The organism is Paenibacillus sp. CB74 (genome assembly GCF_055687625.1).
Map to the genome: position 1 here is coordinate 5,778,372 of NZ_CM146009.1, position 16,549 is coordinate 5,794,920.

The 16,549-nt window shown below is 47.9% G+C and carries 17 protein-coding genes; 8 read left to right on the forward strand and 9 right to left on the reverse strand.

What is annotated here, in order from left to right; all coding sequences use genetic code 11:
* Positions 1–136: 136 nt before the first annotated feature.
* From ACX9NY_RS25535 to ACX9NY_RS25545, 3 genes are all read right to left on the reverse strand, one after another.
* Positions 137–964: a carbohydrate ABC transporter permease gene (locus ACX9NY_RS25535; RefSeq protein ID WP_036612996.1), complete on the reverse strand. Its 828-nt coding sequence runs from the start codon at positions 962–964 to the stop codon at positions 137–139.
* Between the two features lie 20 nt (positions 965–984).
* On the reverse strand, positions 985–1,851 hold the full coding sequence (locus tag ACX9NY_RS25540) for a carbohydrate ABC transporter permease (protein ID WP_339243235.1): 867 nt from the start codon (positions 1,849–1,851) through the stop codon (positions 985–987).
* Positions 1,852–2,010: 159 nt separating this feature from the next.
* On the reverse strand, positions 2,011–3,285 hold the full coding sequence (locus ACX9NY_RS25545) for an ABC transporter substrate-binding protein (RefSeq protein ID WP_472475827.1): 1,275 nt from the start codon (positions 3,283–3,285) through the stop codon (positions 2,011–2,013).
* A 321-nt stretch (positions 3,286–3,606) separates the two neighbouring features.
* On the opposite strand from ACX9NY_RS25545, the gene ACX9NY_RS25550 reads away from it, so the two are divergent.
* The 5 genes from ACX9NY_RS25550 to ACX9NY_RS25570 all read left to right on the forward strand — a co-directional run bounded on the left by ACX9NY_RS25550 (position 3,607) and on the right by ACX9NY_RS25570 (position 9,785).
* The gene (locus ACX9NY_RS25550; RefSeq protein ID WP_339257820.1) at positions 3,607–4,374 is read left to right on the forward strand and encodes a GTP cyclohydrolase II; all 768 of its coding nucleotides are present in this window, start codon (positions 3,607–3,609) and stop codon (positions 4,372–4,374) included.
* A gap of 195 nt (positions 4,375–4,569) precedes the next feature.
* Positions 4,570–5,139 carry a glycerol-3-phosphate responsive antiterminator gene (locus ACX9NY_RS25555; protein WP_339238522.1) on the forward strand — a complete coding sequence of 190 codons (570 nt, stop codon included), beginning with the start codon at positions 4,570–4,572 and terminating at the stop codon, positions 5,137–5,139.
* A gap of 28 nt (positions 5,140–5,167) precedes the next feature.
* Positions 5,168–6,655 (forward strand): glycerol kinase GlpK, encoded by a 1,488-nt coding sequence (gene glpK / locus ACX9NY_RS25560; RefSeq protein WP_472475830.1) that lies wholly within the window; start codon positions 5,168–5,170, stop codon positions 6,653–6,655.
* 398 nt (positions 6,656–7,053) lie between these two features.
* Complete coding sequence (locus ACX9NY_RS25565) at positions 7,054–8,712, forward strand: glycerol-3-phosphate dehydrogenase/oxidase (protein WP_472475832.1); 1,659 nt, start codon at positions 7,054–7,056, stop codon at positions 8,710–8,712.
* Between the two features lie 68 nt (positions 8,713–8,780).
* Complete coding sequence (locus tag ACX9NY_RS25570; RefSeq protein WP_339257817.1) at positions 8,781–9,785, forward strand: Gfo/Idh/MocA family protein; 1,005 nt, start codon at positions 8,781–8,783, stop codon at positions 9,783–9,785.
* Between the two features lie 107 nt (positions 9,786–9,892).
* On the opposite strand, the gene ACX9NY_RS25575 is transcribed toward ACX9NY_RS25570, so the two are convergent.
* A complete protein-coding gene (locus ACX9NY_RS25575; RefSeq protein WP_026081419.1) occupies positions 9,893–10,192 on the reverse strand; it encodes a winged helix-turn-helix transcriptional regulator in 300 nt (99 codons plus the stop codon).
* Positions 10,193–10,615: 423 nt separating this feature from the next.
* Between ACX9NY_RS25575 and ACX9NY_RS25580 the strand changes: the two genes are divergently transcribed.
* Complete coding sequence (locus tag ACX9NY_RS25580; protein ID WP_472475834.1) at positions 10,616–10,996, forward strand: DoxX family protein; 381 nt, start codon at positions 10,616–10,618, stop codon at positions 10,994–10,996.
* Between the two features lie 50 nt (positions 10,997–11,046).
* On the opposite strand, the gene ACX9NY_RS25585 is transcribed toward ACX9NY_RS25580, so the two are convergent.
* From ACX9NY_RS25585 to ACX9NY_RS25605, 5 genes are all read right to left on the reverse strand, one after another.
* Positions 11,047–11,886 (reverse strand): DNA alkylation repair protein, encoded by an 840-nt coding sequence (locus ACX9NY_RS25585; RefSeq protein ID WP_472475836.1) that lies wholly within the window; start codon positions 11,884–11,886, stop codon positions 11,047–11,049.
* Positions 11,887–11,963: 77 nt separating this feature from the next.
* On the reverse strand, positions 11,964–12,659 hold the full coding sequence (locus tag ACX9NY_RS25590) for a Crp/Fnr family transcriptional regulator (RefSeq protein WP_472475838.1): 696 nt from the start codon (positions 12,657–12,659) through the stop codon (positions 11,964–11,966).
* A gap of 127 nt (positions 12,660–12,786) precedes the next feature.
* Positions 12,787–13,305 (reverse strand): AbrB/MazE/SpoVT family DNA-binding domain-containing protein, encoded by a 519-nt coding sequence (locus ACX9NY_RS25595; protein ID WP_047840820.1) that lies wholly within the window; start codon positions 13,303–13,305, stop codon positions 12,787–12,789.
* Between the two features lie 105 nt (positions 13,306–13,410).
* The gene (locus tag ACX9NY_RS25600) at positions 13,411–14,091 is read right to left on the reverse strand and encodes an LrgB family protein (RefSeq protein WP_339238508.1); all 681 of its coding nucleotides are present in this window, start codon (positions 14,089–14,091) and stop codon (positions 13,411–13,413) included.
* Entirely contained in the window at positions 14,088–14,459 is a 372-nt protein-coding gene (locus ACX9NY_RS25605; RefSeq protein WP_017691758.1) for a CidA/LrgA family protein, read from the reverse strand. The genes ACX9NY_RS25600 and ACX9NY_RS25605 overlap by 4 nt, the downstream gene beginning before the upstream one ends.
* 155 nt (positions 14,460–14,614) lie before the next feature.
* On the opposite strand from ACX9NY_RS25605, the gene cidR reads away from it, so the two are divergent.
* Positions 14,615–15,499, forward strand: a complete 885-nt coding sequence (gene cidR, locus ACX9NY_RS25610) for a cidABC operon transcriptional activator CidR (RefSeq protein ID WP_472475840.1) — start codon at positions 14,615–14,617, stop codon at positions 15,497–15,499.
* A gap of 111 nt (positions 15,500–15,610) precedes the next feature.
* Positions 15,611–16,468 carry a carbon-nitrogen hydrolase family protein gene (locus tag ACX9NY_RS25615; protein ID WP_472475842.1) on the forward strand — a complete coding sequence of 286 codons (858 nt, stop codon included), beginning with the start codon at positions 15,611–15,613 and terminating at the stop codon, positions 16,466–16,468.
* Positions 16,469–16,549 lie beyond the last annotated feature (81 nt).

Genomic DNA, 16,549 nt, shown 5'->3' on the forward strand with positions numbered 1-16,549 from the left:
CCTTTCTGTCCCCTTCGCGCACGTGGCGCTATTCATCCAACTTATATGGCATCTGTTATTTCAACTATAGATAAGAATATCAGACTTGAGGGATGGATCAAAATAGATCAGACCACGCTATCGCTTTTACACATCTTCAGTCCTTCACCGCCCCTGCGGCAATATCCGAAATAAACTGGCGGCTGATGAACAGGAACATGACAATCAGCGGAATGACGGCAAGCAACGTACCTGCGATCACCATCGCGTAGTCGGTGTTATACAGCCCGTTTAATTGAGACAACGCAATCTGCAACGTGTATTTACGCTCATCCGTCAGGACGATCAAAGGCCACAGATAATCGTTCCATACGCCGATAAAGGTAAACGCACCGAGGAAAGCAAAGGCAGGTCGCAGAATCGGCAGCGCCACGTTCCAATAGAGCCGGAAGAAATTACAGCCGTCGATGCGTCCTGCATCGAGCAGATCATTCGGAATCGACTCCGTAGCATATTGGCGAATCCAGAAGATCCCGAAGGCATTGACCATGCCTGGAATAATAAGGGCTTTGAAGGAACCGACCCAGCCGAACGTGGCCATCAGCACGAAGGAGGGCACCAGTGACAGCTGGGAAGGTACCATCATGGTCGCGAGCAGCAAGATGAAAAGCCACTTTTTGCCGGGAAATTCAAACTTCGCAAACGCAAACCCCGCCAGTGAGTCAAAAAACAGTACCAGAATGGTCACGAGGCCCGACACAAACAACGTATTCAGAAAGGCGCCCCAAAAATCAATCTGCTGTAACACTCGCGTAATATTATTCCACAATTCGCCCCCGAACCAGAGCTGCGGTGGAAACTTGTAGATATCGGACGTTGTCCGGGTGGACATTACAATCAGCCAATAGAACGGGAACATGGATATGAGCATGCCCCCGATAAGACCGGTATACAACACCAGCGATTTGAGGTGTTTGGTCGCCATGTGCGCTCCCCCTTATCACATCAGGATGATTTGCCTTGAACAAGCTTCCAGTTCACAATCGAGAACAGGGCGATAATGAGGAACATACCCCAGCCAACAGCAGCGCCGTATCCGAAGTAATTGTTAATGAAGGATTCACGGTAGAGGTACAGTACAATCGTCATGCCTGCTGCACCCGCGCCACCATCATTGCCTACCAATACTTGCGGCTCGGTGAACAGCTGCATACCGCCGATGGTTGATGTAATGACTGTGAACAGGATGACTGGACGCAGCATCGGGATTGTGATCCGGAAAAAGGACTGTATCGCGGATGCCCCGTCAATCTTGGCTGCTTCGTATAACGTCTGCGGGATACTCTGTAGCCCGGCCAGATAGATAACGGCGTTATATCCGGTCCAGCGCCAGACCACCATGGAGGAGATCGCAACTTTGATGCCCCATGGTGCATTCAGCCACTCCACAACAGGTAGCCCGACCGACTGCAACAGATAATTGAGAAAGCCATAATTGTTGGCAAATAAGGCACCGAAGATAATGGCTACTGCCACAATGGACGTGACGTTTGGCAGGAAATAACCGACCCGAAATAATGTACGGAACTTCACAAATGGTGCATGCAGCAGAAAGGCAATAATCAATGCGAAGAAGAGCATCGGAATCGTCGAATAGATCCAGATCATGAAGGTGTTGCCCACGGCTTGCCAGAATTCGGCATCGGTCAGCATGTATTTGAAATTGTTAAACCCGTTGTACGTCATGATCCCGATGCCATCCCATTTATGAAAAGCCAGATAGAGGGAGAACCCGATCGGGAATAGGCCAAATACGGCAAACAGAATATAAAACGGCGATATCGCAACATAGAGTGCACGATGCTCCCACATTCTGGACCAGAGTGACTTCTGCCGATCCAGATCAGGTCTGGTATTGCCAGGATCGGGCGTAAGACGAGGTTCAGTTACAGCCATATGAATTCCTCCTTTGCGGATAACAAGACCACATAAAACCAGGACCAGTAATCAGGATAACGCTGTATTTTATACTCACCGCTGCAATTCCCGCTCAACGCGGTGTACCGTATCCGTCCAAACCTGCTGTGGATTGGCATTTTGCTTCGCGATATCATTCAGCCTTCGCGTAATAATGTTGTGTACAGAGGGGTATCTTTCACCAAAAAAAGCATCCGGCACTTGCTGTGCCGAGTCGGCAAATACAGGGCCGGTCGCCTGACCACCGAAGAAGGGTTCCTTCTCTGTCATGGCAGAGTCGTCGAATACACCTGGTGCAGAAGGGAACAGGTTCAATGTCTGATATTGCTCCAACTGATTCTCGGGACTTTGCAGCCAGCGAACCAGTTCAAAGGCTTCCTGAGGATGTTCACTCGACTTCAGGATAGACAGGAATGATCCTCCGTTGTTGCCATCCCCTCCCGGAGCCCGAGCTACCCGCCACTTTCCGGATGTATCCGGTGCAGCTTCCTGAAGTACTTGCTTCATCCAGACAGCACCCACGAACGAGGCGACTTCACCGTTATTCATGGCTGCGTTCCAGCCCGGAGTCCAGCCATCTGCATTGGCAAGCAAGCCTTTCTCTTTAAAGGCAACGGCCGTATCCCAGCTCTTGCGCACAGTAGGGGAATCCATACCGATAAAGGACCCATCCGGGCGGAAATAACGTTCGGCAGCCTGTGATAAGACTTGATTGTAAACGGTTGCAATATTGTCGGTCAGAAATACCTTTCCGCCGAATTTTTCCTTGATCTGTTCTCCGGCAGCAGCATAGGCCTCCCAGCTGTTGATCTGACGTGTAACGTCTTCAGGATCAGACGGCAATCCGGCTTCCTTGAACAGATCTTCCCGGTAGAAGAGGGCTGTCGGTCCCGTATCCATGGGGAAACCGATCATCTGTCCATTTGGCGTCACGCCTTGCTTCCATTTCCACGGCAGATATTGGTCTTCAATATCTCCTGCACCAAGATCATACAGATTATAGAAACGGTCCTCACTGGGGAATAGCTCCATGATCCAGTCGTTCAGTGCAACAATGTCTGGCTCACCTGAGCGTGCAGCGAGTGTTGTTTTGAGCTTTGCTTTGAAATCACCGCCGATTTTCTGAGCTGTCAGTTCGATATTGGGGAACTTTTCTTTAGCCCTGGCAATCAACTTATCATCAATGGAACGGTTCCAGTACCATAATGTAAGCGTTACCTTTTTGTTGTTCGCTGAATCGTCCTGTCCGGGCCAGATGGAGCATCCGCTTATGAGCAGGACGCAGACCATCAGTATGGCTGTCCAGCATGTTCTTTTCCGGCGGATCATGTGTATTACCCCCTCATCGTTAAGTTCGAGGCATGAAGTGCTTTGTACTACAACATTAGTGTATGAGCAGTTTATTAAGTCATACCCAATATTCCTGAAATGAAACACATATTTGTGTCCATTGCGTAACATAAATTGGGTAGTTACTTTAAAAATAAAAGTTACTTGACACAATATAATTTTTATTCTAAACTAACTTACATAAAGTAACTAATGATGATGAGAATAATATAGATACGTACTATATAACATCTGAGTGATCCATTTTCGCTCTGGATGCGAATCAATCAACAGACAGTGGCCTAAACAGGAGGAACGACAATGATCAATTCACATATTATTCAACTGCTTGCCCCCAAAATTCAGACTTTTCCGAGTGGAAAAGAGTTTATATACCTGGTGGGACCGATCAAGCTTCCGGTTAACCTGGATGGGGAGACCAAGACATTTCAGTGGTATAGCTGGATGAAATCGGACAAAGCGATGGAGAGCGGCGAGTTAATTGAATCTCTCGCTGCTGCTGAACTGGCAGAGCGCCAACAATCCAGTGTTCTGGTATATGGTGACTTTGCCGAAGCGCAAGAAGCATTAATTCGGATGCACAGCATCTGTCATACAGGCGATATCTTTGGCAGCAAACGCTGTGATTGCGGTTTTCAGTTGGAGCAATCCATGAAGATGATCGCCGCTCACGGAGCAGGTGCCCTGTTCTATCTTGCGAACCATGAAGGCCGTGGTATCGGTCTGTTCAGCAAAGCGATGGCGTACATTTTGCAAGAAGAGGGTCTGGATACGGTAGATGCGAACTTGCAGCTTGGATTCACGGACGACGCTCGTAATTATGACGATGCGATTGCTGTGTTACGTGCGCTTCGTTCCGCACCCGTTACATTGATCACCAACAATCCACGGAAGCTGGCTGCCTTGCAGGAAGCGGGATTGAATGTTGGTGGACGTGTCCCACTGTGGGGCGATCGCTCTGCGTTCAACGAGAAATATCTGCAGACCAAAGTGAACCGTTCCGGTCACTTGGCAGAAAATGATGGCTGGGCTGGGGCAGATACGCTGCTTCCGCATGCACAGGCTTAATGATAATTCATTAAAGGGCACGATTAACTGGGAGCCGTTGTTGTACTCTCCATTAAGGAGAAATACAGCAACGGCTTTTTGGTGCGATCTTGATAGCCGGCAAGCAACCAGATTTCCTGATTTACGGAATGGCTTGCCGTTCTCACTGGACGGATTATACAATATAGGCATCTGATGAATGCGGGAGGAACGAAGGTGCCATTTGAGGGACAACGTATATTGCCAGCTGCGAAGAGCATGAAGCAGTTTGAAGCGATGATTGAAGGCCCTTATACCTATGGGGTGATGCTGGAAACCCATATTGCACAGCTTCAGAGTGTGATGGACGAGGCGAAGCGGTATGACAAGAAAATACTTTTGCATGCAGATCTGATACAGGGATTGAAGAATGATGAGTATGCGGCAGAGTATCTGTGTCAGCACATTCGTCCGGCAGGACTGATCTCTACACGTGCAAGTGTCATTCAGAAAGCGAAGCAGAAAGGGATTACAGCTATTCAGCGTATTTTTCTGCTGGACACCCACGCCCTGGAGAAAAGTTATCTGTTACTGGCCAAAACTCAACCGGATTATATTGAAGTATTACCTGGTGTCATTCCGCATATTATTGCGGAAGTGTCTGTGCGTACCGGTATCCCTATTATTGCAGGGGGATTGATTCGATCACCGGAAGAGGTTGAACTTGCGCTTGGTGTTGGGGCTACGGCGGTGACCACATCCAATGCAGATCTGATTCGACACTTTGAGAAATCGCTTACACCCTAAAAAGAACCCACAACAGGAGGTTATCTGTATGGAAAAGTATATATTGGCTCTGGATCAGGGAACGACAAGCTCCCGAGCTATTCTGTTTAATCGGGGCGGAGAGATCGTGCACATTGCACAGCAGGAATTCCCTCAGTATTTCCCCAAGCCGGGCTGGGTGGAGCAGAATGCCAACGAAATCTGGAGTTCCATTCTTGCCGTGATGGCTTCATGTCTGGCAGAGAGCGGCATCAAACCGGTCCAGATTGCGGGAATTGGAATTACCAATCAGCGGGAGACTGTGGTGGTATGGGACAAAGTAACAGGCAGACCGATCTATAATGCAGTGGTATGGCAGTCCAGACAGACTGCAGATATCTGTGAAGAATTGAAGATGCAAGGTCTGGGGGACCTTTTCCGCAGCAAAACAGGATTACTGATCGATCCCTATTTCTCGGGAACGAAGGTCAAATGGATCTTGGATCATGTCCCTGGCGCCCGTGAGCGGGCAGAGAAGGGGGAATTACTGTTTGGCACGATTGATAGCTGGCTGATCTGGAAACTAAGCGGGGGGACACATGTCACGGATATATCCAATGCCTCACGTACCCTGATGTACAACATCTATGATCTGCAATGGGATGACGAATTGTTGGAGATCCTCGACATTCCTAAGGCCATGCTGCCAGAAGTGCGAGGTTCATCCGAGGTATATGCACACACGACAGACTATCATTTCTTCGGTCATCGGGTTCCGATTGGTGGAGCGGCAGGAGATCAGCAGGCAGCGATGTTTGGTCAGGGATGTTACACCAAGGGCAGTATGAAAAATACATATGGTACCGGATGTTTCATGCTCATGAATACGGGAGAGAACCCGGTACAATCCGATCACGGACTGATTACAACCATAGCCTGGGGGATGAATGGCAAGGTTGAATATGCGCTTGAAGGCAGTATTTTTGTTGCTGGTTCAGCGGTTCAGTGGCTGCGTGACGGATTAAGGATGCTTCGATCATCCAAAGACAGTGAGGACTACGCCTCGCGCGTGCCTTCAACGGACGGCGTATATATGGTACCTGCTTTTGTGGGGCTGGGCAGTCCGTATTGGGATAGCGAGGTTAAGGGTGCGGTGTTTGGCCTGACCCGAGGCACGACGAAGGAACACTTCATCCGTGCTACGCTTGAAGCGTTGGCGTATCAGACCAAAGATGTACTGGAGGCCATGGAATCCGACTCGGGTATCTCCGTACATGCTTTGCGTGTGGATGGGGGAGCGGCAGCGAATGATTTTCTCATGCAATTCCAGAGTGATATTCTGGGCATTCCTGTCGAACGACCAACGGTGAATGAAACGACGGCATTGGGTGCGGCTTATCTGGCAGGATTGGCGGTTGGGTATTGGACGAGTGCGGATGAATTGACCGATCATGAAAATACGGAGCGTGTCTTCCAGCCTGTTATGGCGGAGCATCAGCGGACAGAACTGTATGCAGGTTGGAAGCGTGCAGTGAAAGCGGCGATGGCTTTTAAATAAAAAGAAATAAAATATACCTCATTGTGGGTATTTGTACTTTTTAACTAAACATATGTTATAAATGATATTTACTGGTGGAAAATGATGCATGATTTACAGGGTTATTCTTCCTGGAGATGCCGAAACGTAAACCCACTATAAGGAAAAAATCAAGTTTAGTGGATTCATTTGAAATTCCATCCTTTGGTAGAACAGGTTTTTGAATATTTTTTGAATAATGTGTCATTTCAGGACTTCACGCCGTGAAAAATCTGTGATAGGATAAAGGCACAAGTTAAAAAATGATGTCTGGAGATCGGGAGGGACCACGTGCCGCTCAGCAATTGCTGAGCGAATGACGTGGTCCTTTTTTTGTTTTTTTTATGGAAACATTAAGGAAATCAATGGGAGGTTCAGGAATGACAGAAACGTTCTCTTCAGCACACCGGACCGAATATTTGCGAGGCATGGCGAATGCACATTTTGACATATTAATTATTGGCGGTGGGATTACAGGCGCAGGTATTGCATTGGATGCAGTTTCACGCGGATTGAAGACAGCACTTGTAGAAATGCAGGATTTTGCAGCGGGTACATCCAGTCGTTCGACCAAACTGGTCCATGGCGGATTGCGATATTTGAAACAATATGAAGTGAAGATGGTTGCTGAGGTAGGACGGGAGCGGGCTATCGTTTATGAAAATGGGCCACATGTGACAACACCGGAACCGATGTTGTTACCGATCTACACGGCAGGTACGTTCGGCCGATTCAGCACATCCCTTGGACTGATGGTGTATGATCGGCTCGCCGGGGTGAAGCGCAGTGAACGACGCCAAATGTTGAATGCTGGAGCGGTGTCAGATTGTGAACCTTTATTGCGCAAACAGGGGTTATTGGGTGGTGGACTCTATGTGGAGTACCGGACTGACGATGCCCGCCTCACCATTGAAGTGTTGAAAGAAGCTGTTAAACGCGGGGCACAGGCAGTGAACTATGTCAAGGCGACGGGTTTTCTGAAGGAGGATGGCCAAATTACAGGTATTCAGGCCATCGATCAGATCAATGGGCAGAATTATACGCTGAACGGAAGCAAGGTGATCAACGCTTCCGGTCCATGGGTGGACGGTCTGCGGGAATTGGATGGCTCGCGCCAGGGGAAAACGCTGCAGATGACCAAAGGCATTCATCTGGTCTTTGATGGTGAACGATTCCCATTGAGGCAGGCAGTCTATTTTGATACACCAGATGGTCGAATGGTGTTTGCTGTCCCACGTGATGGCAAAACCTATGTCGGAACAACCGACACCGTATATCAGGACGATCCTGCACACCCGCAAATCTCCGAATCGGATCGAGATTATGTAATTGATGCAATCAATGGCATGTTTCCAGATGTACACATTGGTATCGAAGACGTGGAATCCGGATGGGCGGGTGTGCGTCCACTTATTCATGAGGAAGGCAAGAATCCCTCCGAAATCTCACGTAAAGATGAAGTCTGGGTCTCTGATTCCAATCTGATTACGATTGCCGGGGGCAAATTGACCGGATACCGTAAAATGGCCGAGATGGTCGTTGATCTGGTCGCACGCCAGATGGAGCAGGAGAGTGGACATAACATAGGCCCATGCGTAACGAAGAAGATGCCCATCTCCGGCGGTGACGTAGGCGGTTCGGCTGGATTTGTATCGTATGCGGAGCGCAAGATCAAGGATGGTGTCGCTTTGGGGCTTACTCGGCCTGCCGCAGAGCGGCTGGTTCGCACGTATGGTTCCAATGTAAAAGCACTGTATGAGCGAATGCCTGATCCCCGCACCAAGGCTGAGCTCCATGGCATGCCACAGGAGCTACTGTTGATGCTGCGTTACGCGATTGATGAAGAGATGGCTGTAACCCCGTCTGACTTTTTGGTACGAAGAACAGGTCATTTATTCTTCCGCATTGATGAAGTACGTCGCTATAAAACAGCGGTTATCTCGTATATGGCCGATTGTTTGAACTGGTCGGAAGAGCAAACGTTCAAGCACACACAGGAACTGAATCAGCTGTTGCTGGAAGCATCCGGCAAAATCTAAGGCAGGATTTCAAGGCCGAGAGTCGAATGGAACATGTAAGCGTGTAACATAGAGAGGGGATTACATCCATGACATTACAGATCGGAATCATTGGAACAGGCTGGTTCAGTAAGGTGCACGCGGATATTCTCGCACGAATGGAAGGTGTTCGTGTCGCGAGTGTCTGTGGAACAACGTTGGAAAAGGCAGAGGCCATGGCCTCCGTCTATGATGCTGTTGGTTACGGGGAACTTGAACATATGCTGGATGGTGAGAAGTTGGATGCGGTATATATCTGTGTGCCTCCGATGTCTCACGGATCGATAGAGTCCGAATTAATCCGCCGGGGTATTCCATTCCTGGTGGAGAAACCATTGAGCACCGGAATGGACGTGCCACGTCAGGTGTTGGATCAGGTGCAGAAGAGCGGATTGTTAACCTCTGTCGGATACCATTTCCGTTATCAGGAGGCTGCTCAAGTAATGCAACAAGCGATGAAAGAACAGACTGTTGGCATGGCTCTTGGCCGCTGGATGGGCGGAATGCCAGGGGTTGCCTGGTGGCGGCGTCAGGATGGTTCTGGAGGACAATTCGTAGAGCAGACTACACATATTGTAGACTTGCTTCGGTATTGTGCAGGAGAAGTTACAGAGGTATATGCTGTAGCAGCTCAGCGAAGCATGCATGAGAAACATGAAAATGTCAGCGTTGCTGATGTGGCGAATGTGACGCTCAAGCTGGAAAGTGGAGCGATTGCAAGCATCGCCAATACCTGTCTGTTGCCAGACGGAGAGGGCGGCGCAGGACTCCAATTCTACACGGATGCAGGTGTGTGGGACTGGACACCGGAACGTTTGCTTCTGCCAAGTGCCGCAACACATGCGATGGCAGGACTGGAGATTTCGGCAGGACCTAATCCATACGAGCGTGAGAATGAAGCGTTCATTCATGCCCTGCGTACCGGGGACCGTTCACGAATCCTGTCCGATTATGCGGATGCCTGCCGTACACAGGAGATTACGACGGCGGCGTTGGCATCGGCTGATTCCGGTCTGCCTGTCAAGCTTCAGCCCTCAAAGCATCTCTCTCATTAATCAAGGTTGAACGTAATATAAATACGCCTGAATCAGAAACTGATCGGTAGATCAGCCTGATTCAGGCGTATTTGTGTCGAGCGGACATGAATGGATCGGCATTCAAATTACTCGGATTTCTGCTGTTTCAACCAGTCGGAAGACCAGCTGTAGATCTGATCAATGACAGGTTCAATCGCTCTGCCTTTGGGTGTTAATTCATACTCTACACGAGGAGGAATCTCCGGAAACATGTGCCGGGTTACAATGCCTTCCGTCTCCATTTCCTTCAATCTCTCCGATAAAAGTCGTCCACTGATCGCCATCTCTGCTTCAAGCTCCGTGAACCGTTTGGGTCCGGACAACAGTTGGTACATGATCAACAGAACCCATTTCTTGCCTATAATGTCTATCGCCTGAGTAATCATACAGGGACTTGGTGCTTTTACTTTTCTCAGTTTCAACGTATTCACCTCGCTTCATGATCATTTTCTTCACAGTTGTATATGAAAGGACATGGTTTCTGCCACTTTTGGAATGGTAGAACATTCAAGTAAATGAGGGTTACTACAAAATATACTGTAACATACCTTTTGTATGTATTATACATCATATAGTGAGAAATTACTTGAAGAAATTATATTATTATTATATACTAACTTTATAAAAGTAAGTTGGTGATAAATAATACGTATAATATGAACGCGTACTATTTTGAAAATGGAACTGGGCTAAACGCTTGAAAACAGAGTGACCCTTTGGGAACTTTTACATAGATTTTTTTTACAATGTACAGCAAAAATATTCATTACATAGTAGGAACATATAATTTGTCACAGGAGGATCTACATATGAACAAAATTTTGGGTTATATTTTTCTGGTTGTGCTTGCGGGTGTGTTCGTCATGACGGGGTTTAATAAAATTACTGGAGCAGACATGATGATTCAGACATTCGAAAGTTTCTCTTATCCGACATGGACCATGTATCTGCTTGGCGCTGCCGAGTTGCTTAGTGCAGTCGGACTGCTGATTCCACGGACTCGTATCCTAGCTTCAGGCATACTGACATTCATTCTGATTGGAGCCGTGGGAAGCCATCTGATCTATGCACAATATGCTGCGGTTCCATTCCCGGCTGTGTTGTTGGTAGCTAACATTATTGTCCTGATTGTGGGCATGCGCAGATTGGAAGCGGAAGAAGAAGGCCAGATGGATGCGATTCAGGCATAATTGAGAGACAGCAAGAAGATGACCACTGCCAATAAGCGGTGGTCATCTTCTTATGTAAGACTTCGTTTGGCACGTGTGATAATTCGCAGTGTATGTTTGGTATCGGACTGCTGAATCCAAGTGTCACAGACCTGCCGGACCCACTCGGGATTTGTTTTGCCGGCATCGTTCAGCCAGTTGCTTACCGAATCCTGTACATACTTATGAGCATCCGATTTCACCGCGTCAAGCAAGGGAAGGGCCATAGCCGGGTTTTCTTTTAACTCCGGAATATGTTTGGCCCATACGCCACGAGGTCTGATGCATTCTATGGCAAACCGACGGATCAGTGGATCAGGGTCAACGCTCCATGGGATCAAATCGTGCAAAGCGGAGGATAAATCGGCAGAGATGGGCTCCCGTACCGCCATCCAGGCAATTTCCCTTACACCAAAGTGATGATCTGCTGCAAAGGGGCGAATACGCTCCAACTTTTCAGTCAGGTTGAGCCGGGAATCTAACCCAATGATATAAGCCGCCCAGCAGCGAATACTGTCTGAACGATGTTCTGCAATGGAACGAAAGAGATTGGGATGTTCATTCATGGTTAGACAATTCAACAGATTAAGCCATTGCATAGCTATGGCCGGGATGATTTTCATAATTCGCTGTTCATTCATCTGTCTTAACTGTGCAGTAATTGCTCCGGTTTCGGCATCCATTCCCCATTCATGGGTAACCCTCTCAAAAAGAGAAATATGATCTACTGCCAGCCATTCGGTCAGATTGACCGACTCAATATGTCCTGCTTGTAGCCAATTGCGGATATGCTCCGGGATTTCCGCAGCTTTACGGGCGCCTTTGCGAAGAAGAATGTCTTCAGGGATAAACAGATCTGACTTAGCATCCAACGGTATACGCCTCCTTGGTTGTATAGACTCATGCGTTATACAATACAACTTGCCGGAGAACAGGGATGTAAGGCATCTTACAACTGTGCAGTGATTTTTCGAAGGGTAGCGATTTCGTCACGATGAAGGGAGACTGATTTGAATCCGGTACGAATACGGCCTGCTCTTGCTAACTCTTGCATGGCAACGGTGACCGATTCCCGTGTGACTCCCGCCATCCAGGCAATCTCCTGATGCGTAAGTGCCAGTTGAATCTTGCAGAACTCCTCTTCTTCGATGCATCCCATCTGTTCAGCCAGCCGGAAGAGATTATGTATCACCTTTTCGTGCAGGTTACCGAGTGCAAGCGTCTGTGTCAACTCGCTCATTCGCTTGATTCGCTCACTTAGTATGTTCATCAGTCTCATCATAAATTCCGGATGCTCAATTAGGAACTGTTCAAAACGCGGTTTGTTCATCAGGCAAATATCACATTCCTCCATCGTTTCGATATAAACGGCACGTGTTCCGAGTGAGATTCCATTCATCTCTCCAAACACGTTACCTTCCGTCAACATATCAAGCGTGAACTGCTTGCCCTCCGGGTTCAATGTATATAAACGAACCTTTCCCCGTTTTACAAAATAGAAACCTTCCGTAAATGTATCCGGTGTCTGGATCTGACTGTCTTTAGGTAAGGTCGTGATAGAAGTCATCTCATCCATTTCAATCAGGTCGGCCTCGGACAAGCAGGACAGCAGGTCGAATTGTGATAAATACAGAATTTTATCCATAGCATTCCTTCCCATAACATTATGAAAATAAAAAAAGAAGAACCCACGAAAAACAACGGGTTCTCTTGCAGCGGGACTTCCGGCATCGGAAGGTCTTCTGACTATAAATGATCGAATGCCATTTTAATTATAGTAACTTTTTTAATTGAGAGACGCGTCCTTGGCTGATGCCAAGCTTTTCCGCAATTTGCTGTTGAGCCAAACCTGGATTCTGTTCAACAATTTCTTTCATTTGTTGCAGCATGCGTGCCGTTTTCGGCCGCAAATCCGGATATTCTTGGTTGTCAGCTGTGGTCCCTTCTTCCCTAGCGGGAGATGAGACAGGGGCGGATTTGGAAGCAGGACGCTCCACGGGTGCAGGAGCCTGTTTGTTCTGAGGTACGAACCAGTCGGGAGAGTCATCCGGGTGTTTTAATTGAATTGCACAAGTCCGGCAGATGAATTGTTCTTTGAAATACATTTCCGTATCTACATCACCGCAAAAAATACATAATGTTGATTTGTACTTTCTCAAAATCAACTCTTTCCCTTCAATGAAAAACTCAAGCGGATCGCCGATATGGATTTCCATCGTATCCCGCATTTCTTTGGGAAGGACAATTCGTCCAAGACGGTCCAGAGATCTCTTCATTCCGGTTCTTTTCATCGCATCTCCCCCGCAATATTCACAATTAAAACCTGTCCTTATTGTAAGGAAGAAAGGGCTTTAATACAACAATAATATTTCAAAAAAGTGGGATAATTCCATCTATTATGGGAAAATAAGTTTGGAAAGGATCGGTGCAACGGCTAAAGTGAATAATGCGGCGAGCACCATGGAGATGCTGGAGATGGTACCTGTCAGGGAACTCAGTTCAAACGCTTTGGATGTTCCTGTGCCATGGGCACCGGTTCCAAACAGTGTGCCTCGTGCAATTTCCCCATCGATGCGCAGCATCTTGACGATAGAAGGTCCCATAATCACCCCGAGCAGGCCGGTCATAATAACGAAAACAGCTGTCACCGCAGGAATGCCGCCGATTGTAGCGGAGACGTTCATGGCAATTGGGGTGGTGATAGAACGTGGGATCAAGCTATGGATCAGTCCTGAATCCAGTTGCAGCCATTTGGCAAGCAGGGCAGAAGACAGCACGGCAACCACCGATCCGGTCATGACACTGAAGACAATCTCGGAGATATGTTTTTTGAGTACATGGAAAAAAGTATAAAGCGGTACGGCAAAAGCCACGGTGGCCGGTTGAAGCAACAGACTCAGCCATTTGCCACCACTGCTATACGTGGTATAATCCGTTCCGGTTGCGAGCAATACGCCAACGACAAGAAGCGGTGTAATGAGCAACGGAGACAGATACACTTTTGGCAGGTTGCGATACATTCGTTTGGCTACCGCATAGATCCCGACGGTTAACAACAGGCAGAGGAATCCAATCATCCAGTGTGACGCTCCTTTCGTTTCGCAATTCGTGTAGCAACGAGTCCTGTGCAGGACATGACCAGGAAAGTGCTAAGTAGTACGATGAATAAAATCTGCAATCCGTCATGCTCCAACATGGGCATATAGTTCATGATGCCAACGGCTGACGGGATGAAAAATAATAGTAGTTCTCCGAGCAGCCATGCAGCTCCAACTTCAATCCAGCGCAGCTTCACGACACGAGTCTGAAGCAGAATGAATAGCACGACCATACCGAGAATCGAACCCGGTACAGGAAGATGGAGAGTACGGGCCAGCAGGTCCATAAGCAGTGAAAAAACCATTAATAGCGCAACTTGTGCAATACCAAGGCCCCATTTTTTCACTTCAATCCCTCCTTGTATCATCAACGTAATCGTTTATTTTTTTTTGAAAATGTTTCATTTGATATCATAAATTTTACATGGCATTCTTTCATGAGTAAAATGCATATTAAGAATGTTTACTATTCCATTTGTCTATGAGAGGTGGAGATCAACGGATGGATATCCGCCATTTGCAATATTTTCTGGAAGTTGCCCGACAACAAAGCTTCACCAAAGCCGCTGAAGTGCTGTATATCACCCAGCCTACCATCAGCAAGACGGTCAAGAGTCTTGAAGAGGAATTGGGGATCACGCTACTGGACCGTTATGGCAAAAAGGTGGAATTAACCGATGCAGGCCATGTGTTTTTCCGACAGGCGCTTGAGATTGAAAAATCATTCCGCAATCTGTCATCCGAACTGGACGACTTGATGAATCTGAAGAAAGGTCACCTGCGGATTGGCCTGCCGCCGATGGTGGGGTCCAGCTTTTTCCCCATGATCATTGGTGAATTCCACAAAGCCTACCCGCAGGTGACCATTCAGCTATTTGAGGATGGTGCCAAAAAAGTGGAGGCCGATGTGATTAGCGGTGCACTGGATATTGGCGTTGCCGTTCTGCCAACCGTGGACGAACTGTTGGATCATTTTGTTTTTGTGAAAGAGAAATTGAATCTGCTTGTGCACCCTTCACATCCACTTGCGGATAAAGATTCGGTTGCGCTGCATGAACTCGAAAACGACGCCTTTGTGTTGTTTCGGGAGGATTTTGCGTTGCATGATCGGATTATTGTGGCCTGCCAGCATGCGGGGTTCCAGCCGAGGGTGGTGTATGAGAGCTCTCAGTGGGATCTGCTCAGCGCAATGGTTGCCGCCAATCTGGGTGTAGCTTTACTGCCGGAAACGATCTGTCGTGAGGTAGACCACATGCGCGTGCGCATTATACCCGTGGTGGAACCGGTGATTCCATGGCAGCTCGGCATGATCTGGCGGAAGGACCGTTATCTGTCTTTTGCCACGAGAGAATGGATCGGATTCACACAGTCGATGCTGGGTGAGTAAGGGAGCGATCGGAAGGTTATTCTGTCGTTGTAGTGCCCAGTGTAAATACTCTTTTGTTGAATCAGGATCGTTGTTACAATGGAAACATAATGATGGTGGAGGTGTACGAACATGAAACTGCGGGTATCCGCTGTACAATACCAATTGCACACAATCAGCTCGTTTGAGCAGTTTGCCGCTCAGGCGGAGCATTATATACGGACAGCGAATGAATACGGGACCGAATTTGTGCTGTTCCCTGAATTTTTTACAACGCAACTAATGTCCATTGGAGACGAACAAGGTAATGCATTGACCATTGAGGATCTGCCGAACTTTACGGAGCAATATGAACAACTGTTCACGTCACTTGCTGCCAAGTACGGTATGCATGTTATCGGGGGAACCCACGTCATTCGCCGTGAGGGAAAGCTGTATAATACAGCTCACCTGTTCTACCCGGATGGTCGCATCGCACGCCAGGACAAGATTCACATAACGCCAACTGAAGTGCAGGAATGGAATATGGCTCCCGGAGATGGACTTGAGGTGTTCGACACCGATAAAGGCCGTATTGCCATGCTGACCTGTTACGATATTGAGTTCCCGGAAATTGTACGGATGGCCAAAGCTAAAGGGGCTGATGTGATTTTCTGTCCTTCCTGTACGGACGATCGTCATGGATTCTACCGTGTGCGTTATACGAGTCATGCCCGCGCGGTGGAGAATCAGGTATATGTGGTGTTAACCGGAACGGTGGGTAACTTGCCGACGGTTGACTTCATGCGTGCCAACTATGGACAAGCCGCAATAATTACGCCCAATGATATCCCGTTCCCGCCACGTGGCATTCTGGCCGAGGGTGAGATTAACAACGATATGATTGTGACCGCTGATCTGGATCTGGAATTGTTGTATGAGGTACGCGAACGTGGATCGGTAACGACCTGGCGTGACCGCCGTACTGATCTGTATACCGATTGGGAGTAGTAAAACTCCATTTATAAATGAACAGGACATCGGAACATGTAACAAAATTCATTTGTCAGTGGAAAGGGGCGATCCGGCAAC